This window comes from Pelomonas sp. SE-A7 (assembly GCF_030345705.1).
Classification (GTDB): Bacteria; Pseudomonadota; Gammaproteobacteria; order Burkholderiales; family Burkholderiaceae_C; genus JAUASW01.
The window spans coordinates 1,184,932-1,205,362 of sequence record NZ_JAUASW010000001.1; the positions used below are offsets into that span (position 1 = coordinate 1,184,932).

A 20,431-nucleotide genomic window follows, 5' to 3' on the forward strand; every position below is an offset into this window, starting at 1 on the left:
GGCCTCCCATGAAACTGCAGTCCCTACTCCTCAGCCTCGCCCTGCTCGTACCGCTGGCCGCGCCGGCCCAGACCCTGCGCTGGGCCGCCCAGGGCGATGTCCAGACCCTGGACCCGCATTCGCAGAACGAGATCCTGACCAATATGGTCAATGGCCAGATCTACGAGACCCTGGTCCGCCGCGACCGCCAGCTCCGGGCCGTGCCAGGTCTTGCCACCGAATGGAAGCAGGTCTCGCCGCTGCTGTGGCGGCTCAAGCTGCGCCAGGGCGTCAGGTTCCATGACGGCACGCCGCTGACCGCCGAGGACGTGGTGTTCTCTCTCCAGCGCGCCAATGATGCGAACTCGCTGCTGCGGGTCTATGCCGCGCCGGTGGGCAAGGTGAAGAAAATCGACGCCACCACGCTGGAGTTCCAGCTCGACAGGCCCAACCCGCTGTTCCTCGACCACCTGGTCCAGCTCTGGATCATGAGCAAGCCCTGGGCCGAGAAGCACAAGGTCGTGCGCCCCCTGAACTTCAAGGAGCGCGAAGAGAGTTACGCCGCCCTGCACGCCAACGGCACCGGCCCCTTCGTGCTGGCCGAGCGCCAGCCGGGCATCAAGACCGTGCTCAGGCGCAATCCTGCCTGGTGGGACCAGGCCGCCGGCAATGTGCAGGAAGCGCAGCTGATCCCTATCGCCAACGATGCGACCCGCAATGCCGCCCTGATCTCGGGTGAGGTCGACCTGGTGCTGGATCCGGCGCCGCGCGACCTGGCCCGGCTGCGCCAGACGCCCGGCATCAAGCTGGCCGAGGGCCTGGAGAACCGGCTGATCTACATAGGCATGGACCAGGCGCGCGACACGCTGCTGCACGGCAAGGCCCCGGGCGGCAAGAACCCTTTCAAGGACCAGCGCGTGCGGCGGGCGCTTTACCAGGCCATAGACATCGAGGCGATCAAGACCAAGCTGATGAACGGCCAGAGCGCGCCCACCGGCGGCCTGACGCCCTCGCCGCTGGGCAGCTTCAACGACCCGCAGCTGGAAGCCCGCCTGCCGCATGACTTGGCCGCCGCGCAGAAGCTGATGCTTGAAGCAGGCTATGCCGAGGGCTTCGAAGTCCTGCTTGACTGCCCCAACAACCGCTATGTCAATGACGAGGAAATCTGCATCGCCCTGGCCGCCATGTGGAAGAAGCTGAAGGTCGCGGTCAAGGTCAACGCCCAGCCGCGCGCCCTGCTCTTCCCCAAGCTGGAAAAGCAGGACACCAGCCTCTTTCTCTACGGCTGGGGTGGCGCGATCACCGATGCCGAGACCATGCTGACGCCGGTGCTGCGAGGCCGCGGCGAGCAGGGGGTGGGCTATGCCAATTTCGGTGGCTGGAAGCATGAGAAGGCCGATGCGCTGGCCGCCGCCTCCAGCATCGAGGCCGACCCCGCCAAGCGCGAGGGCCTGATCAGGGCCGCGCTGCGCGAATACCGCGAGGCCCTGCCCATCCTGCCGCTGCATCGGCAGACGGCTCCATGGGCGATGCGTGCAAAAGTCACGGCCCAGCACCGTGCCGACAACTGGCTGGAGCTGAACTGGGTCACCGTTTCGCCATGAAGCCTCGCCTATAATGCGGCCCGACGCTGCACATGACAGTCTTTGTGCAGCGTTTGTTTTTTGTTGATCCAACAAAGCACGATCCTGGCGTGGTCGAAGACTGGCGCAAGCCGCAAGTGCTGCGTGACCCGCCCACAGGGCAACGTGCCCACTCCCCTCAGTCAATGTCCTTTGAATCCCTGGGCCTTGCAGCACCGCTGCTGAAGGCCATCGCCGACGCCGGCTACAACTCCCCCACCCCGATCCAGGCGCAAGCCATCCCCGCCGTGCTGCAGGGTGGTGATCTGCTGGCCGGCGCCCAGACGGGCACCGGCAAGACCGCCGGTTTCACCCTGCCCATGCTGCATCGACTGGCCGCCGGCCAGCCGGTGAAGAACGCCCGCGGCCGCCCCATGGTGCGTGCCCTGGTGCTGACGCCCACCCGCGAACTGGCAGCCCAGGTCGAGGAATCGGTGCAGACCTACGGCAAGTACCTGCCGCTCAAGAGCATGGTGATGTTCGGCGGCGTCGGCATGCAGCCGCAAGTCAACAAGCTGCGCGATGGCGTCGACATCCTCGTCGCCACGCCGGGCCGCCTGCTGGACCACCACCAGCAAGGCACGCTGGACCTCTCCAAGGTCGAGATCCTGGTGCTGGACGAAGCCGACCGCATGCTGGACATGGGCTTCATCCACGACATCAAGAAGGTGCTGGCCGTGCTGCCGCAGAAGAAGCAGAGCCTGCTGTTCTCGGCCACCTTCAGCGACGACATCAAGGCGCTGGCCGACCGCCTGCTGAACCAGCCCGCCCTGATCGAGGTGGCCCGCCGCAACCAGACCAACGATGCGATCGCGCAAAAGGTTCACCCGGTCAGCCGCGACAAGAAGAAGGAACTGCTGGCCAAGCTGATCAAGGACGGCGACTGGCACCAGGTGCTGGTGTTCACGCGCATGAAGCATGGCGCCAATCGCCTCAGCGACTACCTGAACGACCAGGGCATCAGCGCCATGGCCATCCACGGCAACAAGAGCCAGGGTGCTCGCACCAAGGCGCTGTCCGAGTTCAAGGCCGGCACCCTGCAGGTGCTGGTGGCCACCGACATCGCGGCCCGCGGCATCGACATCGACCAACTGCCCCACGTCGTGAACTTCGAGCTGCCCAATGTGCCCGAGGACTATGTGCACCGCATCGGCCGCACCGGCCGCGCCGGCGCGCAGGGCGAGGCCGTGAGCCTGGTCTGCGTCGATGAGGACATCTTCCTGCGCGAGATACAGAAGCTGATCAAGCGCGAGATCCCGCGCGAGAGCATCGCCGGCTTCGAGCCGCGTGCCGACGAGAAACCCGAGCCCATCGTGCTGGGCCGCATGACCATAGGCGTCGGCGCCGGTCGCGGCGGCCGTCCGGGTGGCGGCGGCGGCGGTGGCCGTGGTGGCCGTCCCGGTGGTGGCGGTGGCCGTCCGCAAGGCCAGGGCCGTCCTCAAGGCGGCCATGCCGCCCATGGCGGCGGCCAGCCCCAGGGCCAGCAGCAGCGCCGTCCGGCGCCGCAGGGCCAGCAGCCGCGTCGCGAAGGTGGCGGCGGCGGCGGTGGCCGCCCGCAAGGCGCCAGGCTGACCTCGCCCAAGCGCTGATCACGCCCTCCCGCAAATGCACGAGGCCCCAAGCTTCCCCGCTTGGGGCTTTCTTCTTTTGGTCCTACAGTCGGCGCGCCGTCTCACCGGAGTACCGACATGCTGAGAGTCACCGCCTCGCAAGAAGACCTGGACCATGGACATGAGGCCCCACAGGGTCTGACGCGAAGGCACATGGTGTCGGCCGCCCTGGCCGGGCTGGCGATGACTGGCCCCGCCGAAGCCAGCGAAGGCCTGCGCTGGACGTCCGCCGATTTTCTGGGCCCCTTCTACCCGCTGGACATTCCCAATGTTGCCAACGGCGACCTGACCCGGCTGCCCGGCCGCAGCGAGGCCGCCAAGGGCCGCCTCCTCTATGTCAGCGGCCGCGTGCTGAATCCGCGCGGCGAGCCGATACCGCAGGCCCAGATCGAGATCTGGCAGGCCAATGCCGCGGGCCGCTATGCCCACCCGGGCGATACCAGCAAGGCGCCGCTGGACCCGAACTTCCGGGGCTTCGCCCGGCTGCAGAGCGGCGCCGATGGTAGCTATCAGTTCAAGACCATCCTGCCCGGCCTGTACGAGGGCCGGACCCGCCATATCCACTTCGACCTGCGCGGCAAGCAGAGCCGCCTGGTCACGCAGATGTATTTCGAGGGCGAGCCCCGCAACGAGACCGATCCCCTGCTCAAGCTGCAGGCGCCGGTGGACCGCAAGACCCTGATCGCGCGGCCCGGCTCACCGAGCGGCAGCCAGGAGCGCGACGCCATGGTGCTGACCTGGGACATCGTGCTGGCCTTCGGCTGAGCCGCCGCGGGCAGGCGCTAGGATGCTTGCCGCTTGCTGCCGCGGGTGGCGCATGGCCTTGCGTTCCAGCAACCGAGGCGCCTGGCCATCGTGCTGGAATCGCGGCTGAACCCACCTCTGTTCCTGCCCCATGAAACTCAGCTTCCTCGGCGCTGCCGACAGCGTTACCGGCTCGCGCCACCTGCTCGACACCGGCGAGCAGCGCCTGCTGCTCGACTGCGGCTTGTTCCAGGGCTACAAGGCCTTGCGGGAGCGCAACTGGGCGCCTCTGGGCGTGGCCCCGGTGACCGTCGATGCCGTGCTGCTTTCGCATGCCCATCTGGACCACAGCGGCTACCTGCCGGCCCTGGTCAAGCAAGGCTTCCACGGCCAGATCTTCTCCACCGGCGCGACGCGGGAACTCTGCGAGGTGTTGCTGACCGACTCGGCCCATCTTCAGGAGGAAGACGCGCGGCGCGCCAACCGCATCGGCAGCTCGCGCCACGAGAAGGCCTTGCCGCTGTACACGGTCAAGGACGCTCAGCGCGCCCTGGCGCATTTTGTCGGCCTGCCACGCGACGGCCGGCTGCGCCTGGGCAGGAGCGAGATCCGCTTCACACCGGTCGGCCACCTGCTGGGTGCCAGCGCGATCAGCGTGAAGCACGGCGGCAAGGCGGTGGTGTTCTCGGGCGACCTGGGCCGCAGCCGCGACCTGCTGATGCCACCGCCGCAGCCGCTTGAGCATGCCGATGTGCTGCTGATCGAGTCCACCTACGGCAACCGCCGCCATCCGGCCCAGGACGTGGAGCAGGCCCTGGCCCAGATCGTCCAGCGCACCCTGCAGCGCAACGGCAGCCTGCTGCTGCCCAGCTTCGCCATAGGCCGCGCCCAGGCCCTGCTGCTGGTGATACAGCGGCTGCGCGAGCGCGGCGTGATTCCGGCCGACCTGCCAATCTATCTGGACAGCCCCATGGCCCGCGAGGCCACCGAGATCACGCTCAAGCATGGCCGCCTGCTCAGGATCGGCGCGGCCGAACTGCGGCGACTGACCGACGGCGTCCACCTGGTCGCCAAGGCACCCGAATCGATGAAGATCGCCGCCCAGGTGGCGCGCCGCAGCGCCATCGTCATCTCGGCCAGCGGCATGGCCACCGGCGGCCGGGTCCTGAACTATCTGCAGACCCTGCTGCCTTCGAGCCGCCATCAGGTCTGCTTCCCCGGCTTCCAGGTCGGCGGAACACGCGGCGCCAAACTGATTGCCGGTGAGCGCGAGATCAAGATGCATGGCGAATACGTGCCGGTGAATGCAGAGATCAGCCATCTGGAAGGCTTTTCCGGCCACGCCGATTGCGACGAGCTGATGGACTGGCTGCGGGGTTTCCGCCAGCCGCCTTCGCAGGTCTTCGTGGTCCACGGGGAACCGGCTGCCAGCGACGCGCTGCGCAGCCGCATCCAGGACGAATTGGGCTGGCGGGTGCGCGTGCCCCAGCATGGCGAGACCGTGACGCTGTGAACCGCGAGTCCTTGCGCGCCGCGCTGGTCGTCAGCGGCGGCCTCGCCGTCGCCACACTGCTGCCCGCCGAGTCCCTGCCCTGGCTGGCCGGCTTCAGCCCGCGCAGCCTGCTGGCCCTCTTGATGCTGATCCTGGGCCTGCAGGCGCTCGGCCAGTTGGCGCTCGAGAAGCTGGGCCCGCAGCTGGGCCTGGCCCTGGCCGGCCTGGTGTCGGGCCTGGTGTCCAGCACGGCGACCATCGCCTCCATGGGCCGCTCGGCCCGCAAGAACGGCGAGCTCGAAAGCGCCTGCGCGGCCGGCGCCGTGATGTCCACCGCGGCCACCTGGTTGCAGGCCCTGCTGATGCTGGCCTTGCTCGCTCCCGATGCCGCAATCAGCTTTGCGCCGGCGGCCATGGCCGGTGCTGCAGTCGCCCTGGGGTTGGGCGCCTGGCTGACCCGCCGACAGGGCTTGCGCGGCCGGGCCAATCCGCGCGGCAAGCGAGCACCCTTGCAGTTGCGCGAGGCCCTGCTTGTGACCGGCCTGCTGGTGCTGGTGGCTGTGCTGGTCAGGTTGGCCCAGCAGCGCTTCGGCAGCCAGGGCCTGTACGGAGCCATCGCCCTGGCCGGCCTGGGTGATGCCCACGCCCCGGTCGCCTCGCTGGCCGCGCTGGAGGCTTCGGCGCAGATCACGCTCGACCAGGTCCGCCACGGCGTGATCCTGGCCATCGCCTGCAACAGCCTGACCCGCAGCCTGGTGGCCCTGAGTACCGGAGGCTGGCCCTTCGCTCGCTGGGTGATGGCCGCGCTGGCCGGCTCGGCCCTGCTGGCCGCTGCGGTGCTGCTGGCATGAAGAGCGGCCCCATCGTCCCGGCCCAGGTGGATTTCTCCGAACCCGGCGTCACCCGTGCGCCGGATTTCGACGACGTCTACCACAGCAAGTCCGGGGCCTTCGACCAGGCCCGCCATGTCTTTCTCGCCGGCAACGGACTGCCGCAGCGCTGGCAGGGCCGCGCCAGCTTCGTCATGCTGGAAACCGGCTTCGGCCTGGGCAACAACTTCCTGGCCGCCTGGCAGGCCTGGCGCGACGACCCGCAGCGCAGCGAGCGCCTGGTCTTCATCAGCATCGAAAAGCATCCGCTGCGCCGCGAAGACCTGGCCCGGGCGCACGCCCACTCGCCCGCTCCGGAACTGGCGGCAGCGCTGATCGAGCGCTGGCCGCCGCTGACCCACAACCTGCATGGGCTCGACTTCGACGGGGGCCGGGTCCGGCTGCTGCTGGCCCTGGGCGACGTAAGGCCCTGGCTGGGCGAACTGGTGGCCGAGGTCGACGCCTTTGTGCTCGACGGTTTCGCGCCGGCCCAGAACCCGGCCATGTGGGACGCCCACACGCTCAAGCGGCTGGCCCGCCTGGCTGCACCCGGCGCGACGGCCGCCAGCTGGTGCACGGCCGGCCCGGTGAAGCAGGCCCTCAGGACGGCCGGCTTCGAGGTCAAGCGGCGCCCCGGCCTGGCGCCCAAGTGGCATATGTGCAGCGCCCGCTTCGCACCCCGGCATGCCATGCACAAGCCGGCCGGTCGCGAGCCGCTGGCCCGCGAGGCCCGCGAGGTGTTGGTCGTCGGGGCCGGCCTTGCCGGTGCAGCCTGTGCCTGGGCACTGCGGCGCCAAGGCATGGCCTGCACCGTGCTGGAGGCGAACCCCGGCCCGGCCCAGGAGGCTTCGGGCAATCCGCTGGGCCTGTTCCACGGCACGCTCAATCCGGACGATGGCATCCATGCCCGCTTCAACCGCGCCGCGGCGCTGGCGATGGCGGCGGCACTGGAGCAGATGCCGGAACTGCCGGGCCGTCAGCACGGTCTGTTGCGGCTTGAATTGCAGCGCAGTGTCGAGGCCATGCGTCAGCAGGTCGGACGCCTGGGCTTGCCTCCGGACTATGTCCAGGCCTTGGCGGCAAGCGATGCCGCCCACCTGTCAGGCCTGCCGCTGCAGCAACCCGCCTGGTTCTATCCTGGCGGCGGCGCCTTGCCGCCGGCCTTGTTGGTCGAGCAATGGCTGCAAGGCGCACGCCTGATCAGCGGCCGGTCGGTGACTCGCGTCGAGCGCAACGAGGCCGGCCAATGGCTTGCCTTCGACGCGCAAGGCCAGCTGATGGCCACCGCCCCGGCCATCGTGCTGGCCGGCGGCCATGCGCAGCTGCCCCTGCTCCAACGACTGGCGCCCGAGCTGCCCTTGGTTCGCCAGCGCGGCCAGCTCACTCATCTGGCTCAGGCCTCGCCGCTGCCCAAGCTGCCGGTCGCTGGCCTGGGCTACGCGATAGCCGACGGCCATGGCGGCCTCTTCTGCGGCGCCACCACGCAGGATGGCGACGAAGAGCCGGCGCTGCGCGAAGCCGACCAGGCCTACAACCTGGATCAATGGGCCAGGCTCGCCGCCCTGGAGGCGCCGCCGCAAGGACCGCTGGCCGGCCGCGTGTCCTGGCGCCTGATGGCCCCCGACCGCCTGCCCCTGGTCGGCGGGCTGCCGATGGCGGGCTACGAGGGACGTGACGACCAGCCGCGCTTGCTGCCCCGCGTCCCGGGCCTGGTGCTTTGCACCGGCTTTGCCTCGCGCGGCATCAGCTGGGCCGCGCTGTGCGGCCAGGTCGCGGCGTCGCTGTTGAGCGGCGCGCCGCTGCCGCTGGAGGCCAGCCTGCTCGACGCCATCGACCCGGCCCGCTTCGCCGTGCGCCGGTCGCGCCGCCAAACGACATAGCCGCGCGGCTCGCACGCCGGCACGCGCAGCCGGCGGAATCGACTGGATCCGCCTGCCAGACCCAATGTCACGGCGCCTCAGCGCCGCTGCCGCGCCGGATGCCAGATGGTGCGCTGCACCCAGCCGCGCAGGCTGAGCGCCCGGTCGCTGCTGCGTTCGGCCAGGTAGCGCAGCACCAGGTCGTCCAGCACGTAGAGCTCACGGTCGATCTCGCGCAGGCCTTCGGCGTCGAGCCGGCGCAGCAGCATCTCGTTCGGCTTCTCGCCCAGGGCCCGGCCCAGGTCCTCCAACCGTATCCAGCGCTGACCCACGTCTTCCTCGACGCTGATGTAGACGCCCTTGAACTCGTAGTGCACGCCTTCCCGGTCGCGCCAGTACAGGGCGCGCAGCCGCCGCTTCAGACCGCTGGCTCCACCCAGGATCTCGGACGCCAGGAAGATGCCCCACAGCGGCGAGGAGATCACGACGACCATGGCCCAGTTGCCCATCAAGCGATGCATCAGCAGCATCGCCAGCACACAGGCGGCAAGCTTGATCCAGCGAGCTGGCCCCATGTGCCAGCGCTCATGGCGCTGGGCGTCGTAGACGGGCTCGCGACGGCGCATGTGGCGGCTCAGTAGGTCAGGGTCCTGACGCCGCTGGCCGTGCCCAGCAGGCAGACCGCCGCCTTGTTGCGGGCGAACACGCCGACGGTGACCACGCCGGGCCATTGGTTGACGTCGCGCTCGAAGGCTTGCGGATCGCGGATCTGCAGGCCGCGCACATCCAGGATGTGGCAGCCGTTGTCGGTGATGCAGCCAGCGCGCAGCTGGGCATCTCCACCCATGGCTGCGAAGCGGCGGGCGATCTGGGCGGCGGCCATGGGAATCACTTCCACCGGCAGCGGGAACCGGCCCAGCACCTCGACCAGCTTGGATTCGTCGGCGATGCAGACGAAGCGCTCGGCCAGGTCGGCGACGATCTTTTCGCGGGTCAGCGCGGCACCACCGCCCTTGACCATGTGGCCCTGGTGATCGATCTCGTCGGCGCCGTCGATGTAGACCGGCAGGCTCGTCACCTCGGAGGCTTCCAGCACCCGGATGCCCAGGGCCTTCATGCGCTCGGTCGAGCGCACCGAGCTCGATACCGCGCCGGCAATCGTCATGCCGCTCGCTGCCAGCGCATCGATGAACTTGTCGACCGTGGAGCCGGTGCCGACGCCGACGATGCTGCCGGGCGTCACGTAGTTCAGGGCGGCCTGGCCGACCAGGGTCTTGAGTTCGTCTTGGGTCATGATGGGGCGGGAGCCGGAGATGGGACTGGCCGGCATTATCCCGCCCCGCCCTCGTCAAACCTCGGCGACGAAGCGGCCGTGGAAGCCGTAGGGCACCCAGTAGGGCAGCCAGACCCGGGCCAGCGGTCCGGCCGTGATCGCCTCGGCATCGAAGACCGTGAGGAAGCTCTGCTTGCGCCTGAGGTCGTAGCCGCTGCCAACCAGCCAGGCCTCGCCTTCGCGGCGGCTGCCGGACTTGGGCACCAGCAATTGCTCCTCGACCACGCAGTCCGGCCCCAGGCTGAAGCGCTCGCGCTTGCCGCTATCCAGGTCCAGGCGCATCACGGCATCGAAGCCCCAGCGGTCCAGGCTGCTGCTGCAGGGGTAGTGGACCAGGCGGTGGCGCTGCATCACCACGCGTGGATCGACGGTCGGGAACTCCACCGACTCGTCGCGCGACTGCTGGTCCAACCGGCCGCTGGTCAGGTCAATGCGCAGCAGACGCGGGGTCGAGGGCCGGTCGTCGGCCGGCCGCTCGCCGCGGGCCAGGTCGCCGAATTCCTGGTTCAGCTTGTCCATGGGCGGCGCCTGCACATAGTCCAGGCGTATCACCTCGCCCTCGTCCCAGCCGTTGCCGAAGTGGAAGACCATGGCCGCCGGCAGCTCCAGGATGCGGCGCACGCTCAGGTCGCTCTTGCGGACCACCAGCACGCGCGTGGCTTCGGCGGCACGCCAGTCCATGGCCGCGGCCATCGAAGCACCATCTCGCAAGCGCTGAAGGTCCAGCGTCAACGGGGGCAGCAGGAAGACCAGGTAGCGCTCCGTGACGATGAAGTCATGCAGCATGGCCGGCATCGGCAGGTCCAGCACCTTGTGGCGCAGCAGCGCGCCTTGCGCCGAGATTTCATAGAGCACCAGCTTGCCCACCGGGCTGGAGCCGAAGTTCCAGACCCGGCCTTCGGCATCCTGCTTGGGATGGGCCGAGAACGGCATGGCCTCCAGGCCCGGCGCCCAGGTCTTGGGGCCCAGCGTCTGCAGCGTGTGCGGATCCAGCCGGTAGGCGCTGCCGCCTTCCCACAAGGCCAGCAATTCGTCGCCCACCCGCAGCACGCTGGTGTTGGCGGTGTTGAAGCTGTCCGGGCCGCGCACCGGGATCTGGGCCTTGATTGCCGTGCCCAGGCCCGGCAGCAGGAAGCGGCCGGCGGCCTGCTCGGCCTTGAACTTGTCGGTCTGCACGAAGCGGGCCGCATGGCTGGCCCGCTGGCGCTCGCCATCGATGCGCCAGGCCTGGACCAGGCCGTCGCCATCGAACCAATGCTGGTAGCGCTGGTCGCCGCGGGCCATCAGGCCGGGGCCGTTGCGGTACAGCGTGCCGCGCAGGTCCTTGGGCAATCGGCCTTCGATCTGCAAGGCATCGGCGGAACGGTCCTGGCCGCTCCAGCCGAGGATGGGCGCGAGCTCCGGGACGCGGGCAGCCGCGTACGCGCCGAACGGCGCCAGGGCGAGGCCCAGGCCGCCCGCCTGCATCAGGCGGCGGCGCTGAAGTGCGAAAGCTTGGTCCATGGCGACCTCCACGGTTCAGTTCAGGCGGATCTGCTGGCGCTGGCCAGGCTTGGGTTCGAAAACGGCCGCATCGAAGCGGGCCGGGCCGAAGTTGCCGACGGCATTGTTCGAATAGCCCAGCGGCTCGGTCGGCATGCCCATGGCATTGGTGTCGAGCTTGCCGTTGCCGTTGAGATCGTGAAAGACGGTCAGGGCCGCACGCGGCAGGCCGTCGAGCTCGGGCCAATCGATACTGAGCGTGCCGTCCTTGACGGCCGAGGCGTCGACCGTCTTGGCCAGCACCGGCTTGCGCAGCCAGCTGTCGCCGGAATCAAAGGCGGCCACCATCAGCCGGCCCTGGTTGGATTTCAGGCCTTCAATCTTCAGTTCGACGGCCTGAGCGCCGGTGGCCAGCAGGCTTGCGGCGATGGCGATGATGATTCGTTGCATGGGGCTTCCCTCTCGCTTTGGCGCACCGGGATTGGTGCGATGGGGCGGATTCTTGGGAAGCCCGGACTCGGCAGCGAGCCGCATGCGACGTCAGGCGCCGGTGCGGCGCGAGATGCAGCCGTCCGGCGCGAAATGCGGGGAATCTAGCCCCGGCGTGCCTTCACGGCCGCCGCCAGCTCACGCAGCAGCGGTTCGGTCTGGCCCCATCCCAGGCAGGCGTCGGTGATGGACACGCCGGGCTTGAGATCGGACTTGGTCTGGCCGGCCAGCAGGTCCTGGCGGCCCGGCTGCAGGTGGGACTCGATCATCACGCCGGTGATGCGCTGGTCGCCACCGGCGATCTGACCGGCCACATCGCGGCCCACGTCGATCTGGCGCTCGTACTTCTTGCTGGAGTTGGCATGCGAGAAGTCGATCATCACCTGCTCGCGCAGGCCCGAGCCGCGCAGGGCCTCGCAGGCGGCGGCCACCGAGGCCGCGTCGTAGTTCGGCGTCTTGCCGCCGCGCAGGATGATGTGGCAGTCGCTGTTGCCGCGGGTCTCGAAGATGGCGGCCGCGCCCATCTTGGTCATGCCCATGAAGGCATGGCTGGCCTGGGCGGCCAGCACCGCGTCGCTGGCGACCTTGATGCCGCCGTCGGTGCCGTTCTTGAAGCCCACCGGGCAGGAGAGGCCCGAGGCCAGCTGGCGGTGGCTCTGGCTTTCGGTGGTGCGGGCGCCGATGGCGCCCCAGGCGATCAGGTCGGCGATGTACTGGGGCGACAGCAGGTCCAGGAACTCGGTGCCGGCCGGCAGGCCCAGGGCGGTCACGTCCAGCAGCAGCTGGCGCGCCAGGCGCAGGCCTTCGTTCATGTGGAAGCTGCCGTCTATGCGCGGGTCGTTGATGTAGCCCTTCCAGCCCACCGTTGTGCGCGGCTTCTCGAAATAGACGCGCATCACCACCAGCAGCTCGCGGCTCAATTCATCGGCTGCGGTCTTGAGCAGGCGCGCATAGTCCATCGCCTGGCCGTGGTCGTGGATGGAGCAGGGACCGACCACCACCAGCAGCCGGTCGTCGCGGCCCTGCAGCACGTCGGAGATCTCGCGCCGGGCCCGTTCCACCAGGGCCTGCGAGCCTTCGGGCAGCGGCAGCTCGTCGAACAGCAGGGCCGGCGAGATCAGCGGGCGCACGGCGCCTATGCGGGTGTCGTCCGTGCGAGTGCTGTCGCGGGTGGCATCGCGGTCGGGGTGGGCATTGGGGTTCATGGCGGACTTCCGAGCTACTTCCAGAGGAGCCTGCGATTATGGGCCGCTCAATGCTGCGATGCGACAATCCGCGCCCATGTCGCTCGTTCCCTACGCCCTGACCCGCCCCTTCCTGTTCGGTCTCGATCCGGAACATGCCCATGAGCTGACCCTGGGCGCCATCGCGCGGCTGCAGAACACGCCGGCGCAATGCCTCTGGTCGCAGACCCGCGTCACCGACCCGGTCACGCTGGCAGGGCTGAAGTTCCCCAACCGCCTAGGCCTGGCCGCCGGCCTGGACAAGAACGGCCGCTGCATAGACGGCCTGGGCGCCATGGGCTTCGGCTTCATCGAGGTGGGCACGGTCACGCCCAAGGGCCAGCCCGGCAACGACAAGCCGCGCATGTTCCGCCTGCCGGAGGCGAATGCGCTGATCAATCGGCTGGGCTTCAACAACGAAGGCCTGGACGCCTTCCTGGCCAATGTGCAGCGGGCGCACAGCTTTCGCGCGGCCGGCGGCCTGGTCGGCCTGAACATCGGCAAGAACGCCGCCACGCCGATCGAAAACGCCGTCGACGACTACCTGATAGGCCTGGAAGGCGTGTTCCCCCACGCCGACTACATCACGGTCAACATCTCCAGCCCCAACACCAAGAACCTGCGCACTCTGCAGAGCGACGAGGCGCTGGACGCCCTGCTCTCGCGGCTGCAGGCCCGCAAGCAGCAGTTGGAAGCCGGCAGCGGCCGCCAGGTGCCGATGTTCGTCAAGATTGCGCCCGACCTGGAAGAAGACCAGGTGGCCGTGATCGCGCAGACCCTGCAGAAGAACGGCATAGACGGCGTGATCGCCACCAACACCACGATCTCGCGCGAGGCCGTGCAAGGCCTGCAGCATGCAGGCGAGGCCGGTGGCCTCTCGGGCCGGCCGGTGTTCGAGGCCAGCAACAGGGTCATCCGTCTGCTGCGCGCGGCGCTCGGCAAGGACTACCCCATCATCGGCGTCGGCGGCGTGTTGTCGGGCGAAGACGCCCGCGCCAAGATCCAGGCCGGCGCCGACCTGGTGCAGGTCTACACCGGCCTGATCTACCGGGGGCCGGCCCTGGTGCGCGAATGCGCGGCGGCGCTGGCCCGACCCTGACGGGTCTCGGGGCCATCCCCTAAGGGTTCCCCTCCCCCTTGCCTTGTGGCCCCCCGCGCCGGGGGGCGCCGGGCTTCGAAGCTCTCCCTAAGGTCGCGTCCGTGGCTGGCCGCCCCGGGCCGGACCGAAATGGAGATCCCGCAATGAGCTTCGAAGTCCTTGCCGCAGAACCCGACTGCGGCACCTCACCGCCCACCCGGCGGACCCTCCTGAAGTCGCTGGCCGGCGCAGCCGCCGCGATCGCGGGCGTCGGCCTGACCGGCCAGGCCCAGGCCACCCAGATCAAGCCGCACAACCTGACGCGCCTGATCAACGACGCCGACACCATCGTCGGCGGCAAGGTGATCCGCGTCACCGACGGCATGCAGGGCAAGCTGCCCTACACCGAGGTGACCATCAGCGTGGCCACCTCGGCCAAGAAGAAGCTGGTCACCCGCTCGGAATACACCTTCCGCCAGTTCGGCCTGCAGAAGGCCCGCAAGATGCCCGATGGCCGCTTCTTCCTGGGCCTGGCCCCCGAAGGCATGGCCAAGTGGAAGAAGGACGAACAGGTCCTGGCCTTCCTGTACAAGCCGGCCGCCCGCACCGGACTGCGAACCACCGTGGGCCTGGGCATGGGCAAGTTCCTGACCATGGGCGACCGCATGGCCAATGCCTTCAACAACCGCGGCCTGTTCCAGGACGTGCGCATCAATCCCGGTCTGCTCAATGCGGCCGAGCAGGACATGCTGGCCAAGAACGGCGGCGACGTCGATTCCAACGTGCTGATCGGCCTGGTCAACAAGGCCGTGGCCGGCCAATGGATTCAGAAGGGGTTGATGAAGTGAGCACCTTGAAGCAAACCCTCAGCCGCCTCGCCCGTCTCGGGCTGATGGCCGGCGTGGCCCTGGCCAGCCTGGCCCAGGCAGCCGGCCCGCTCTACACGACGGACAAGCCCGGCAACCCGCAACCGCTGCGCTGGAACACCAGCAAGCCGATTCCGGTCTACACCGACCTGGGCGTCTACGCCTACGACGTGGATGGCAAGACTCCCTTCATCACCAACCAGCGCGCCCGCGAGATGGTGGCTTTCGCGGTGAACGAATGGAGCAAGGTGCCGACCTCGACCTGGAAGGGCTACATCGCCGGCGACTTCAGCCAGGTGCCCTCGATCGGCGCCGACGTGACGGCCGCCAATGTTGAAAAGGTCTACGGCCAGTACAACGGTGGCGGCATGCACGTCATCTATGACACCGACGGCGGCATCCTGGAGAACTACTTCGGCCTGCCCAAGGACGCGGTGCTGGGCATCGCCTTCCCCGAGATCGCCGAGGACACCGACGGCGACGGCTACGAAGACACCATCGTCGAGGCCACGGCCCTGATGAACGGCTACGCCGTCGACATCAACGACAAGGACGGCAGCAAGTTCACCGGCATCATGACGCACGAGTTCGGCCATGCGCTGAACCTGTCGCATACCCAGGTCAACGGCCAGATGGCCTACTTCAGCATCCCGGGCTACTACGACCTCTATGCGGGCGTGCCGGGCTGCGGCAATGCCACGGCCTACCACCGCATAGGCTTTGGCGGCAACGACATGCCGGCGCAGTATGTCGAGACCATGTTCCCCTTCATCGATCCCAGTGCCGACATCGGCTACCAGATGAGCACGGTGAACATGCCCGACGACATCGCCGGCATCTCCAACCTGTACCCGACGGCCAACTACCGCTCCAGCACCGGCAGCATTGCCGGCACGCTGTACCTGAAGGATGGCCGCACGCCCTATGCCGGGGTCAACGTGATCGCACGCAACGTCAGCAATCCGCTGGCCGATGCGGTGTCGGCCATGACCGGCGACCAGACCCAGGGCAAGGTGGGACCGGACGGCCGCTATCAGATCAACAACCTGAAGGCCGGCCAGAAGTACGTGCTCTACATGGAAGAGATCGTGGCCGGCGGCTACCCGACCGAGCCGCGCGCCCTGGTCTCGGAAGCCGAATACTGGAACAGCGCCGAAGGCGCGAGCCCGGCCAATGACAAGGCCTGCGACGCCACGGCCATCACGGCCCAGGCCGGCAAGACGGCCAAGGCCGACCTGGTCTTCAATGGCTATGCCGACGGTGTCGACTACTACCCGCTGATCAATGCCAACCTGACCAAGCTGTCGCGCAACGGCAGCCGCGCTTCCGGCGTGTCCTGGTCCACCCAGTTCATCTGGGATGCCCGCACCGGCATCGAGGTGCTGCCGGCCAACATCTTCGCCAGCAACGGCGGCATGGACGCCAACGGCCTGAGCTTCCTGGTCAACGCGGACACGGACGGCAACGGCATCAGCTCGGCCGCGATCTATGCCTTCGGCAAGACCATCAACCTGGGGTCGCTGAACAAGGACAAGTGCGGTGGCGACAGCATCTTCGGTCCGGCCTCCAGCTATGGCTTTGCGCTGGACGACTGGGGCCTGACGGCCGTGGGCCTGGCCTACGTGGACAGCGACGGTGACGGCTTCTGCCAGAGCGGCTTCCTGCCCGAGATCCGGCCCTTCATCTGGAAGCCGATCGGCGGCATGCGCCAGCTCGACATTGCCGGCCACAACTACAACACCGAGGGCTGGCTGCGTGCGCAGAACGTGTCCGGCGACGGCACCGTGGTGCTGGGCGAAACCAACTACCAGAAGGCCATGGCCTGGGTGAACGAAGGCAAGCGCATCGACCTGTTCGCCAAGTACGGAGGCATCAATGCCTACGCGGTCAACAAGGACGGCACCCGCGTCGCCATGGACTCGGTCAAGAAGATCAAGCGCACGGCCGAAGACGGCACGGTCTATGACGACTACCTGTCCAACGGCGCCATCGTCTGGAACCCCAAGGCGAACAAGGAGAAGGACGCCCTCACCAAGCTGCCGCAGATGCGCTGGTGTACCGACCTGGCCCTGCCGGCCTACATCGACTGGTTCGGCCAGCTGGTGGACCCCTGCGCCAACGGTGCGGCCGCGGTGCAGGCCGACTATGGCTTTGTGCCCATGCAGATCAACGACATGAGCGACGACGGCCGCATCATGGTCGGCCGCGCCGGCTCCTTCATCACCAACACCTTCGAAGGCGTGATGTACGTCGAAGGCATCGGCTGGATCAAGATGGGCGAGTTCTTCCGCAAGCAGGGCGTGGCCGAGGCCTACCGCTACGGCATGCAGAACCCGGTGTCGCTCAACGCAGCCGGCAACGAGATGATCGGCGGCCTGCTGTTCGTCGAGGCGACCTGGTACGTGGACATGAAGGAGGTCTATGTCTGCGAGAACCGCCGCTCGCAGAAGACCAGCTTCCCGGACGGCTTCATCCAGAAGGTCCGCGGCGGCGCCAAGATGGGTCGATGCGAACACCAGTGATGCGGCACTAGGTGTGAGCTTTCAAGCCCGGTCGGAAGACCGGGCTTTTTTGTTTCTGCGGACGCGCCTGCATCAGCCCCAGCGCCACCAGCAGCCCCGGCAGGCTGGCCAGGCCGCAGACCAGCGTCCAGACCGCCGTCTCGCGCCAGCCCAGCTGCCGACGACGCGCCAGCAAGGCAGCGCCCAGCGCGCTGCCGGCCATCAGCAGCGCTGCCGCCAGTTGCACGCCCTGGCTGCGAGGCAATGGTGCCCCGGCCTGCTCGATCAAGCCTTGCCCTGGCTGGACGGCATCGTCGAGCCGGCTCAGCAGCTCATGCTGCAAGGGAGAGACCATCCAGTACCAGGCCGTGAAGCCCTCGCCGAAGCTGGGCTGCAAGGGCTGGGAGCGGACCTGCCGGACCTGGCCTTGAGCGTCGACGTGGTACTGGCTGAGCAGCGGCCGGCTCGGCTCCAGCACCAGGCCTTCCAGCACCGACACCAGCCAGCCATCGGGCAGCACGGCCAGGTCGACCGGACCCAGGTCGCGCAGGCCTTGTGGCCATTCGAGGCGCCAGCGCACCTGCTTCAGATGGCGGTCGGTCAGGATCAGCTCGCGCTTGGTGAGCCAGACCAGGTCCTGGGCCGGCCCCAGCGGCACCGGGGTCGAGACGAAACGATCATCCTCGCGCGGCAATTGCAGGGCCGTGAGCATCCGGCCGTTGGCCGGGTCCAGCCGCAACAGCCGCGAACCAAGGATGGCCCAAGGACCCACCGGCAACGGAGGCGCTTCGAATCGCTGGCTGGCATCGACCGCGCCGCCGCCCTCAATCAGGCCCTGTCGCCCGATGCGACCAACGAGGCGACGCTGCGCGTCAAAAGCCAGGTAAATCTGCTCGGCATGGCTGTATTCCAGGCGCCAGTCGCGCTCGGGCCAGGCCCAGGCCAGGCTCTTGAGCCGGCCCGGCTGGTAGTTGACCGGCAGGCGGCCAAACTCCACGACCGCATTTGCCGTCGGCAAGGCCTTCAGGGCCGCTTCATCCAGCGCCGGTCCGCCGCTGGCCGTCAGCGCGGCGGCCAGGCGCTTGCGGGCGCCGGCCTGGCGCCAGGCCACATAGCTGTCGGGTGGCGGCGCCTCGGCGAATTGCGGATGCGCGCCCAGCGCGCCAAGCGCGGCCTGGTAGCCGACCGAGCCGCCCATCTGCAGCAGGATGGTCAGCGCCAGCACAGCTGGCAACACCAGCAAGACCTGGCCCCAGGCACCGCGAGGCCCCCGTTCCAGATCGGGCTGGAACACGCGCTCCACCGCCAGCAGCAGCCAGGCCAGCAGGCCGGCCATGGGCAGCAGCAGCCAGGGCAGCGCCAGGAACTCCGGCAGCAGCAAGAAGGGCGTGAGCAGCAGCAAGAGCGCCCAGCGCCCCGGCGTCAGCAAGGCCAGCCACGCGCACAGCGAACCGCAGAAGGCCAGCATCCAGGCCTGCAGGGCCAGGCCCAGCTGCCAGGTCTCGACCGGGCGGCCGCCCAGCGCCACCACCGGCAGGGCCAGGGCCACCGGCAGGCCCACCATGGCCAACAGGACCAGGCCGTTCGCCAGGCCCAGGCAGGCGGCGATGCGCCGCGGTGCCACAGGCCGGTGCAGCAGAGTGAGCCAGACGGCGGGCCGCCGGTAGCCCCAGGCCTGCCAGCCGCCGACCAGGCCACCGACCACAACATAGACGCCGCCGATCACGACCAGCAGACCCTGGTTGGGCTGGGCCAGGTCGGTCATGCGGCTCAGGTAGGACAGGCCGATCAGATGGACCAGCCCCAGACCCAGGGCCCAGCCGCGCCAACGCAGCAGTTCCGATTTCAGGAGTTCAGGCATCGAGGGCCTCCTGCACCGCCGCGGCGGCCGTGCGCCGTGGCGCGGCATGGCGCTGGGCCAGCACCGCGTTGACGGCCCGATCCAGGCCGACCGCTGCACTGGCATGACGCCGCACGCCCAGCTGTTCCAGGCGTGGCAAGACGGCCTCATGGTCCTGGTCAAACAGCAGCAACTCGGTCAGGCCGTCCAGGGTCTGGCTTTCCAGATAGCCGGGCAGACCGCGCAGGTCCGGCGCCCGCACCGGGAACTCGAGTTGCCAGAGCCGCACGCGCTGGCAGAACTCGTCCGGCGTGGACTGGTGCCGCAGCTCGCCGCGCTCCAGCACGATCAGCTGGTCGGCCACGCGCTCGATCTCTTCCATCTGGTGCGAGCAATAGATGATGGTGGCGCCACGCTGCTGGCCGCAGAACAGCAGGGCTTCGAGGAAGGCCCGCTTGGAGACCACGTCCAAGCCCAGCGTGGGCTCGTCGAGTATCAGCAGCTCGGGCTGCTGGGCCAGCGCCAGCGCCAAGCTCAGGCCGGCCCGCTCGCCGCGCGACAGCTCCGACACCCGCTGCGAACGCTCGACATTGAAATAGCCCAGCACCTCTTCGAGCAGCTTCTCATCCCAGCGCTGCTGTGCCGCATAGAGCCGGCGTTGCATGGCGATCAGCTCCTGCACGCCCATCCAGGCCGGCAGGCTGTGCTCCTCGTTGACGAAGCCAATGCGCGCGCGCTCGGCCGGCCCCAGCGACTGGCAGTCCACACCCAGCACCGATGCGCTGCCGCTGCTGGGCGACAGAAAGCCGAGCAGGATGCGGAACAGCGTGGACTTGCCGGCGCCGTTGGCTCCGACGATGGCGTGGATGCCGCCGCGCGGCAGGCGCAGCGTCAGGCCGTTCAGCGCCTGCTTGCCCCGGCCGTAGCGTCGGCTGAGCGACTCGGTCTCGATGGCCCAGGTCGATCCAAGGTTCATGGTGTGGCTCCTCCTTTGAATTCGATGGCATCAGGCGCTGCGGCGCCCCGGCCGCGCGCGCTCCAGCTCGGCGCTCAGCCGCTCGACGACCTGCTCGTTGGGCAGATCCAGGGCGATGACCTCGTCGACGAAGCGCTCGCAGGCGGCACCGAGTCGGCGCTGCTGCTCGCTGCGCGAAAGCCGCTGACGTTGCTCCGCGACAAACAGCCCTAGGCCGGCGCGGGCATCGACCCAGCCTTCCGCCCCCAGCTCCTGATAGGCCCGGGCCACGGTGTTCGGATTGATCAGCAGCTGCTGCGCCAGGCCGCGCACGCTGGGCAGCGCGTCACCGGCCTGGAGTTCGCCAGCAGCAATCTGGCGGCGTATGGCATCGACGATCTGGCGCGCAATCGGCCGGGCGTCGCCCGGTCGTATGTCGATGATCAGCGGGGCACTGGCAGGCATGGTGGCTGTGTTCTCACTGTACTA

Annotated in this window: 17 protein-coding genes; 9 read left to right on the top strand and 8 right to left on the bottom strand. The window is 68.7% G+C overall.

What is annotated here, in order from left to right; translation table 11 throughout:
* Positions 1-8 precede the first annotated feature (8 nt).
* From QT382_RS05280 to mnmC, 6 genes are all read left to right on the top strand, one after another.
* Entirely contained in the window at positions 9-1,583 is a 1,575-nt protein-coding gene (locus QT382_RS05280) for an ABC transporter substrate-binding protein (RefSeq protein WP_289252993.1), read from the top strand.
* A gap of 164 nt (positions 1,584-1,747) precedes the next feature.
* Positions 1,748-3,190 carry a DEAD/DEAH box helicase gene (locus QT382_RS05285; RefSeq protein WP_289252994.1) on the top strand — a complete coding sequence of 481 codons (1,443 nt, stop codon included), beginning with the start codon at positions 1,748-1,750 and terminating at the stop codon, positions 3,188-3,190.
* A 99-nt stretch (positions 3,191-3,289) separates the two neighbouring features.
* On the top strand, positions 3,290-3,976 hold the full coding sequence (locus tag QT382_RS05290) for a dioxygenase family protein (protein WP_289252995.1): 687 nt from the start codon (positions 3,290-3,292) through the stop codon (positions 3,974-3,976).
* 130 nt (positions 3,977-4,106) lie between these two features.
* A complete protein-coding gene (locus QT382_RS05295) occupies positions 4,107-5,468 on the top strand; it encodes an MBL fold metallo-hydrolase RNA specificity domain-containing protein (RefSeq protein WP_289252996.1) in 1,362 nt (453 codons plus the stop codon).
* Positions 5,465-6,298 (top strand): DUF4010 domain-containing protein, encoded by an 834-nt coding sequence (locus QT382_RS05300; protein WP_289252997.1) that lies wholly within the window; start codon positions 5,465-5,467, stop codon positions 6,296-6,298. The genes QT382_RS05295 and QT382_RS05300 overlap by 4 nt, the downstream gene beginning before the upstream one ends.
* Positions 6,295-8,196, top strand: coding sequence for a bifunctional tRNA (5-methylaminomethyl-2-thiouridine)(34)-methyltransferase MnmC2/FAD-dependent 5-carboxymethylaminomethyl-2-thiouridine(34) oxidoreductase MnmC1 (gene mnmC, locus QT382_RS05305; protein ID WP_289252998.1), 1,902 nt, complete (start codon positions 6,295-6,297; stop codon positions 8,194-8,196). Before QT382_RS05300 ends, mnmC begins: the two co-directional genes overlap by 4 nt.
* A 77-nt stretch (positions 8,197-8,273) precedes the next feature.
* Here mnmC and QT382_RS05310 read toward each other — a convergent pair whose 3' ends face one another.
* From QT382_RS05310 to QT382_RS05330, 5 genes are all read right to left on the bottom strand, one after another.
* The gene (locus tag QT382_RS05310) at positions 8,274-8,801 is read right to left on the bottom strand and encodes a hypothetical protein (RefSeq protein ID WP_289252999.1); all 528 of its coding nucleotides are present in this window, start codon (positions 8,799-8,801) and stop codon (positions 8,274-8,276) included.
* Between the two features lie 8 nt (positions 8,802-8,809).
* The gene (rpiA, locus tag QT382_RS05315) at positions 8,810-9,469 is read right to left on the bottom strand and encodes a ribose-5-phosphate isomerase RpiA (protein ID WP_289253000.1); all 660 of its coding nucleotides are present in this window, start codon (positions 9,467-9,469) and stop codon (positions 8,810-8,812) included.
* A 54-nt stretch (positions 9,470-9,523) separates the two neighbouring features.
* Entirely contained in the window at positions 9,524-11,011 is a 1,488-nt protein-coding gene (locus QT382_RS05320; protein ID WP_289253001.1) for a carotenoid oxygenase family protein, read from the bottom strand.
* A 15-nt stretch (positions 11,012-11,026) separates the two neighbouring features.
* Positions 11,027-11,440, bottom strand: coding sequence for a DUF2141 domain-containing protein (locus tag QT382_RS05325; RefSeq protein ID WP_289253002.1), 414 nt, complete (start codon positions 11,438-11,440; stop codon positions 11,027-11,029).
* Between the two features lie 143 nt (positions 11,441-11,583).
* A complete protein-coding gene (locus tag QT382_RS05330; RefSeq protein ID WP_289253003.1) occupies positions 11,584-12,684 on the bottom strand; it encodes a 3-deoxy-7-phosphoheptulonate synthase in 1,101 nt (366 codons plus the stop codon).
* A gap of 76 nt (positions 12,685-12,760) precedes the next feature.
* On the opposite strand from QT382_RS05330, the gene QT382_RS05335 reads away from it, so the two are divergent.
* From QT382_RS05335 to QT382_RS05345, 3 genes are all read left to right on the top strand, one after another.
* On the top strand, positions 12,761-13,801 hold the full coding sequence (locus tag QT382_RS05335; RefSeq protein WP_289253004.1) for a quinone-dependent dihydroorotate dehydrogenase: 1,041 nt from the start codon (positions 12,761-12,763) through the stop codon (positions 13,799-13,801).
* A 143-nt stretch (positions 13,802-13,944) separates the two neighbouring features.
* Positions 13,945-14,628 (top strand): hypothetical protein, encoded by a 684-nt coding sequence (locus QT382_RS05340; RefSeq protein ID WP_289253005.1) that lies wholly within the window; start codon positions 13,945-13,947, stop codon positions 14,626-14,628.
* A 5-nt stretch (positions 14,629-14,633) separates the two neighbouring features.
* On the top strand, positions 14,634-17,168 hold the full coding sequence (locus QT382_RS05345) for a hypothetical protein (protein ID WP_289253006.1): 2,535 nt from the start codon (positions 14,634-14,636) through the stop codon (positions 17,166-17,168).
* Between the two features lie 7 nt (positions 17,169-17,175).
* On the opposite strand, the gene QT382_RS05350 is transcribed toward QT382_RS05345, so the two are convergent.
* Genes QT382_RS05350 through QT382_RS05360 form a run of 3 tightly spaced genes read right to left on the bottom strand, consistent with a single transcriptional unit; the run spans position 17,176 to position 20,407 of the window.
* A complete protein-coding gene (locus QT382_RS05350) occupies positions 17,176-19,008 on the bottom strand; it encodes a hypothetical protein (protein ID WP_289253007.1) in 1,833 nt (610 codons plus the stop codon).
* Positions 19,001-19,963, bottom strand: a complete 963-nt coding sequence (locus QT382_RS05355; RefSeq protein ID WP_289253008.1) for an ABC transporter ATP-binding protein — start codon at positions 19,961-19,963, stop codon at positions 19,001-19,003. Before QT382_RS05355 ends, QT382_RS05350 begins: the two co-directional genes overlap by 8 nt.
* Before the next feature lie 30 nt (positions 19,964-19,993).
* The gene (locus QT382_RS05360; protein ID WP_289253009.1) at positions 19,994-20,407 is read right to left on the bottom strand and encodes a GntR family transcriptional regulator; all 414 of its coding nucleotides are present in this window, start codon (positions 20,405-20,407) and stop codon (positions 19,994-19,996) included.
* Positions 20,408-20,431 lie beyond the last annotated feature (24 nt).

Coding starts and splice junctions, on each gene's coding strand:
- QT382_RS05335 (WP_289253004.1), top strand. CDS start 12,761: ATGTCGCTCGTTCCCTACGCCCTGACCCGCCCCTTCCTGTTCGGTCTC.
- QT382_RS05360 (WP_289253009.1), bottom strand. CDS start 20,407: ATGCCTGCCAGTGCCCCGCTGATCATCGACATACGACCGGGCGACGCC.
- QT382_RS05330 (WP_289253003.1), bottom strand. CDS start 12,684: ATGAACCCCAATGCCCACCCCGACCGCGATGCCACCCGCGACAGCACT.
- QT382_RS05325 (WP_289253002.1), bottom strand. CDS start 11,440: ATGCAACGAATCATCATCGCCATCGCCGCAAGCCTGCTGGCCACCGGC.
- QT382_RS05280 (WP_289252993.1), top strand. CDS start 9: ATGAAACTGCAGTCCCTACTCCTCAGCCTCGCCCTGCTCGTACCGCTG.
- QT382_RS05290 (WP_289252995.1), top strand. CDS start 3,290: ATGCTGAGAGTCACCGCCTCGCAAGAAGACCTGGACCATGGACATGAG.
- mnmC (WP_289252998.1), top strand. CDS start 6,295: ATGAAGAGCGGCCCCATCGTCCCGGCCCAGGTGGATTTCTCCGAACCC.
- QT382_RS05285 (WP_289252994.1), top strand. CDS start 1,748: ATGTCCTTTGAATCCCTGGGCCTTGCAGCACCGCTGCTGAAGGCCATC.
- rpiA (WP_289253000.1), bottom strand. CDS start 9,469: ATGACCCAAGACGAACTCAAGACCCTGGTCGGCCAGGCCGCCCTGAAC.
- QT382_RS05340 (WP_289253005.1), top strand. CDS start 13,945: ATGAGCTTCGAAGTCCTTGCCGCAGAACCCGACTGCGGCACCTCACCG.
- QT382_RS05320 (WP_289253001.1), bottom strand. CDS start 11,011: ATGGACCAAGCTTTCGCACTTCAGCGCCGCCGCCTGATGCAGGCGGGC.
- QT382_RS05355 (WP_289253008.1), bottom strand. CDS start 19,963: ATGAACCTTGGATCGACCTGGGCCATCGAGACCGAGTCGCTCAGCCGA.
- QT382_RS05295 (WP_289252996.1), top strand. CDS start 4,107: ATGAAACTCAGCTTCCTCGGCGCTGCCGACAGCGTTACCGGCTCGCGC.
- QT382_RS05310 (WP_289252999.1), bottom strand. CDS start 8,801: ATGCGCCGTCGCGAGCCCGTCTACGACGCCCAGCGCCATGAGCGCTGG.
- QT382_RS05350 (WP_289253007.1), bottom strand. CDS start 19,008: ATGCCTGAACTCCTGAAATCGGAACTGCTGCGTTGGCGCGGCTGGGCC.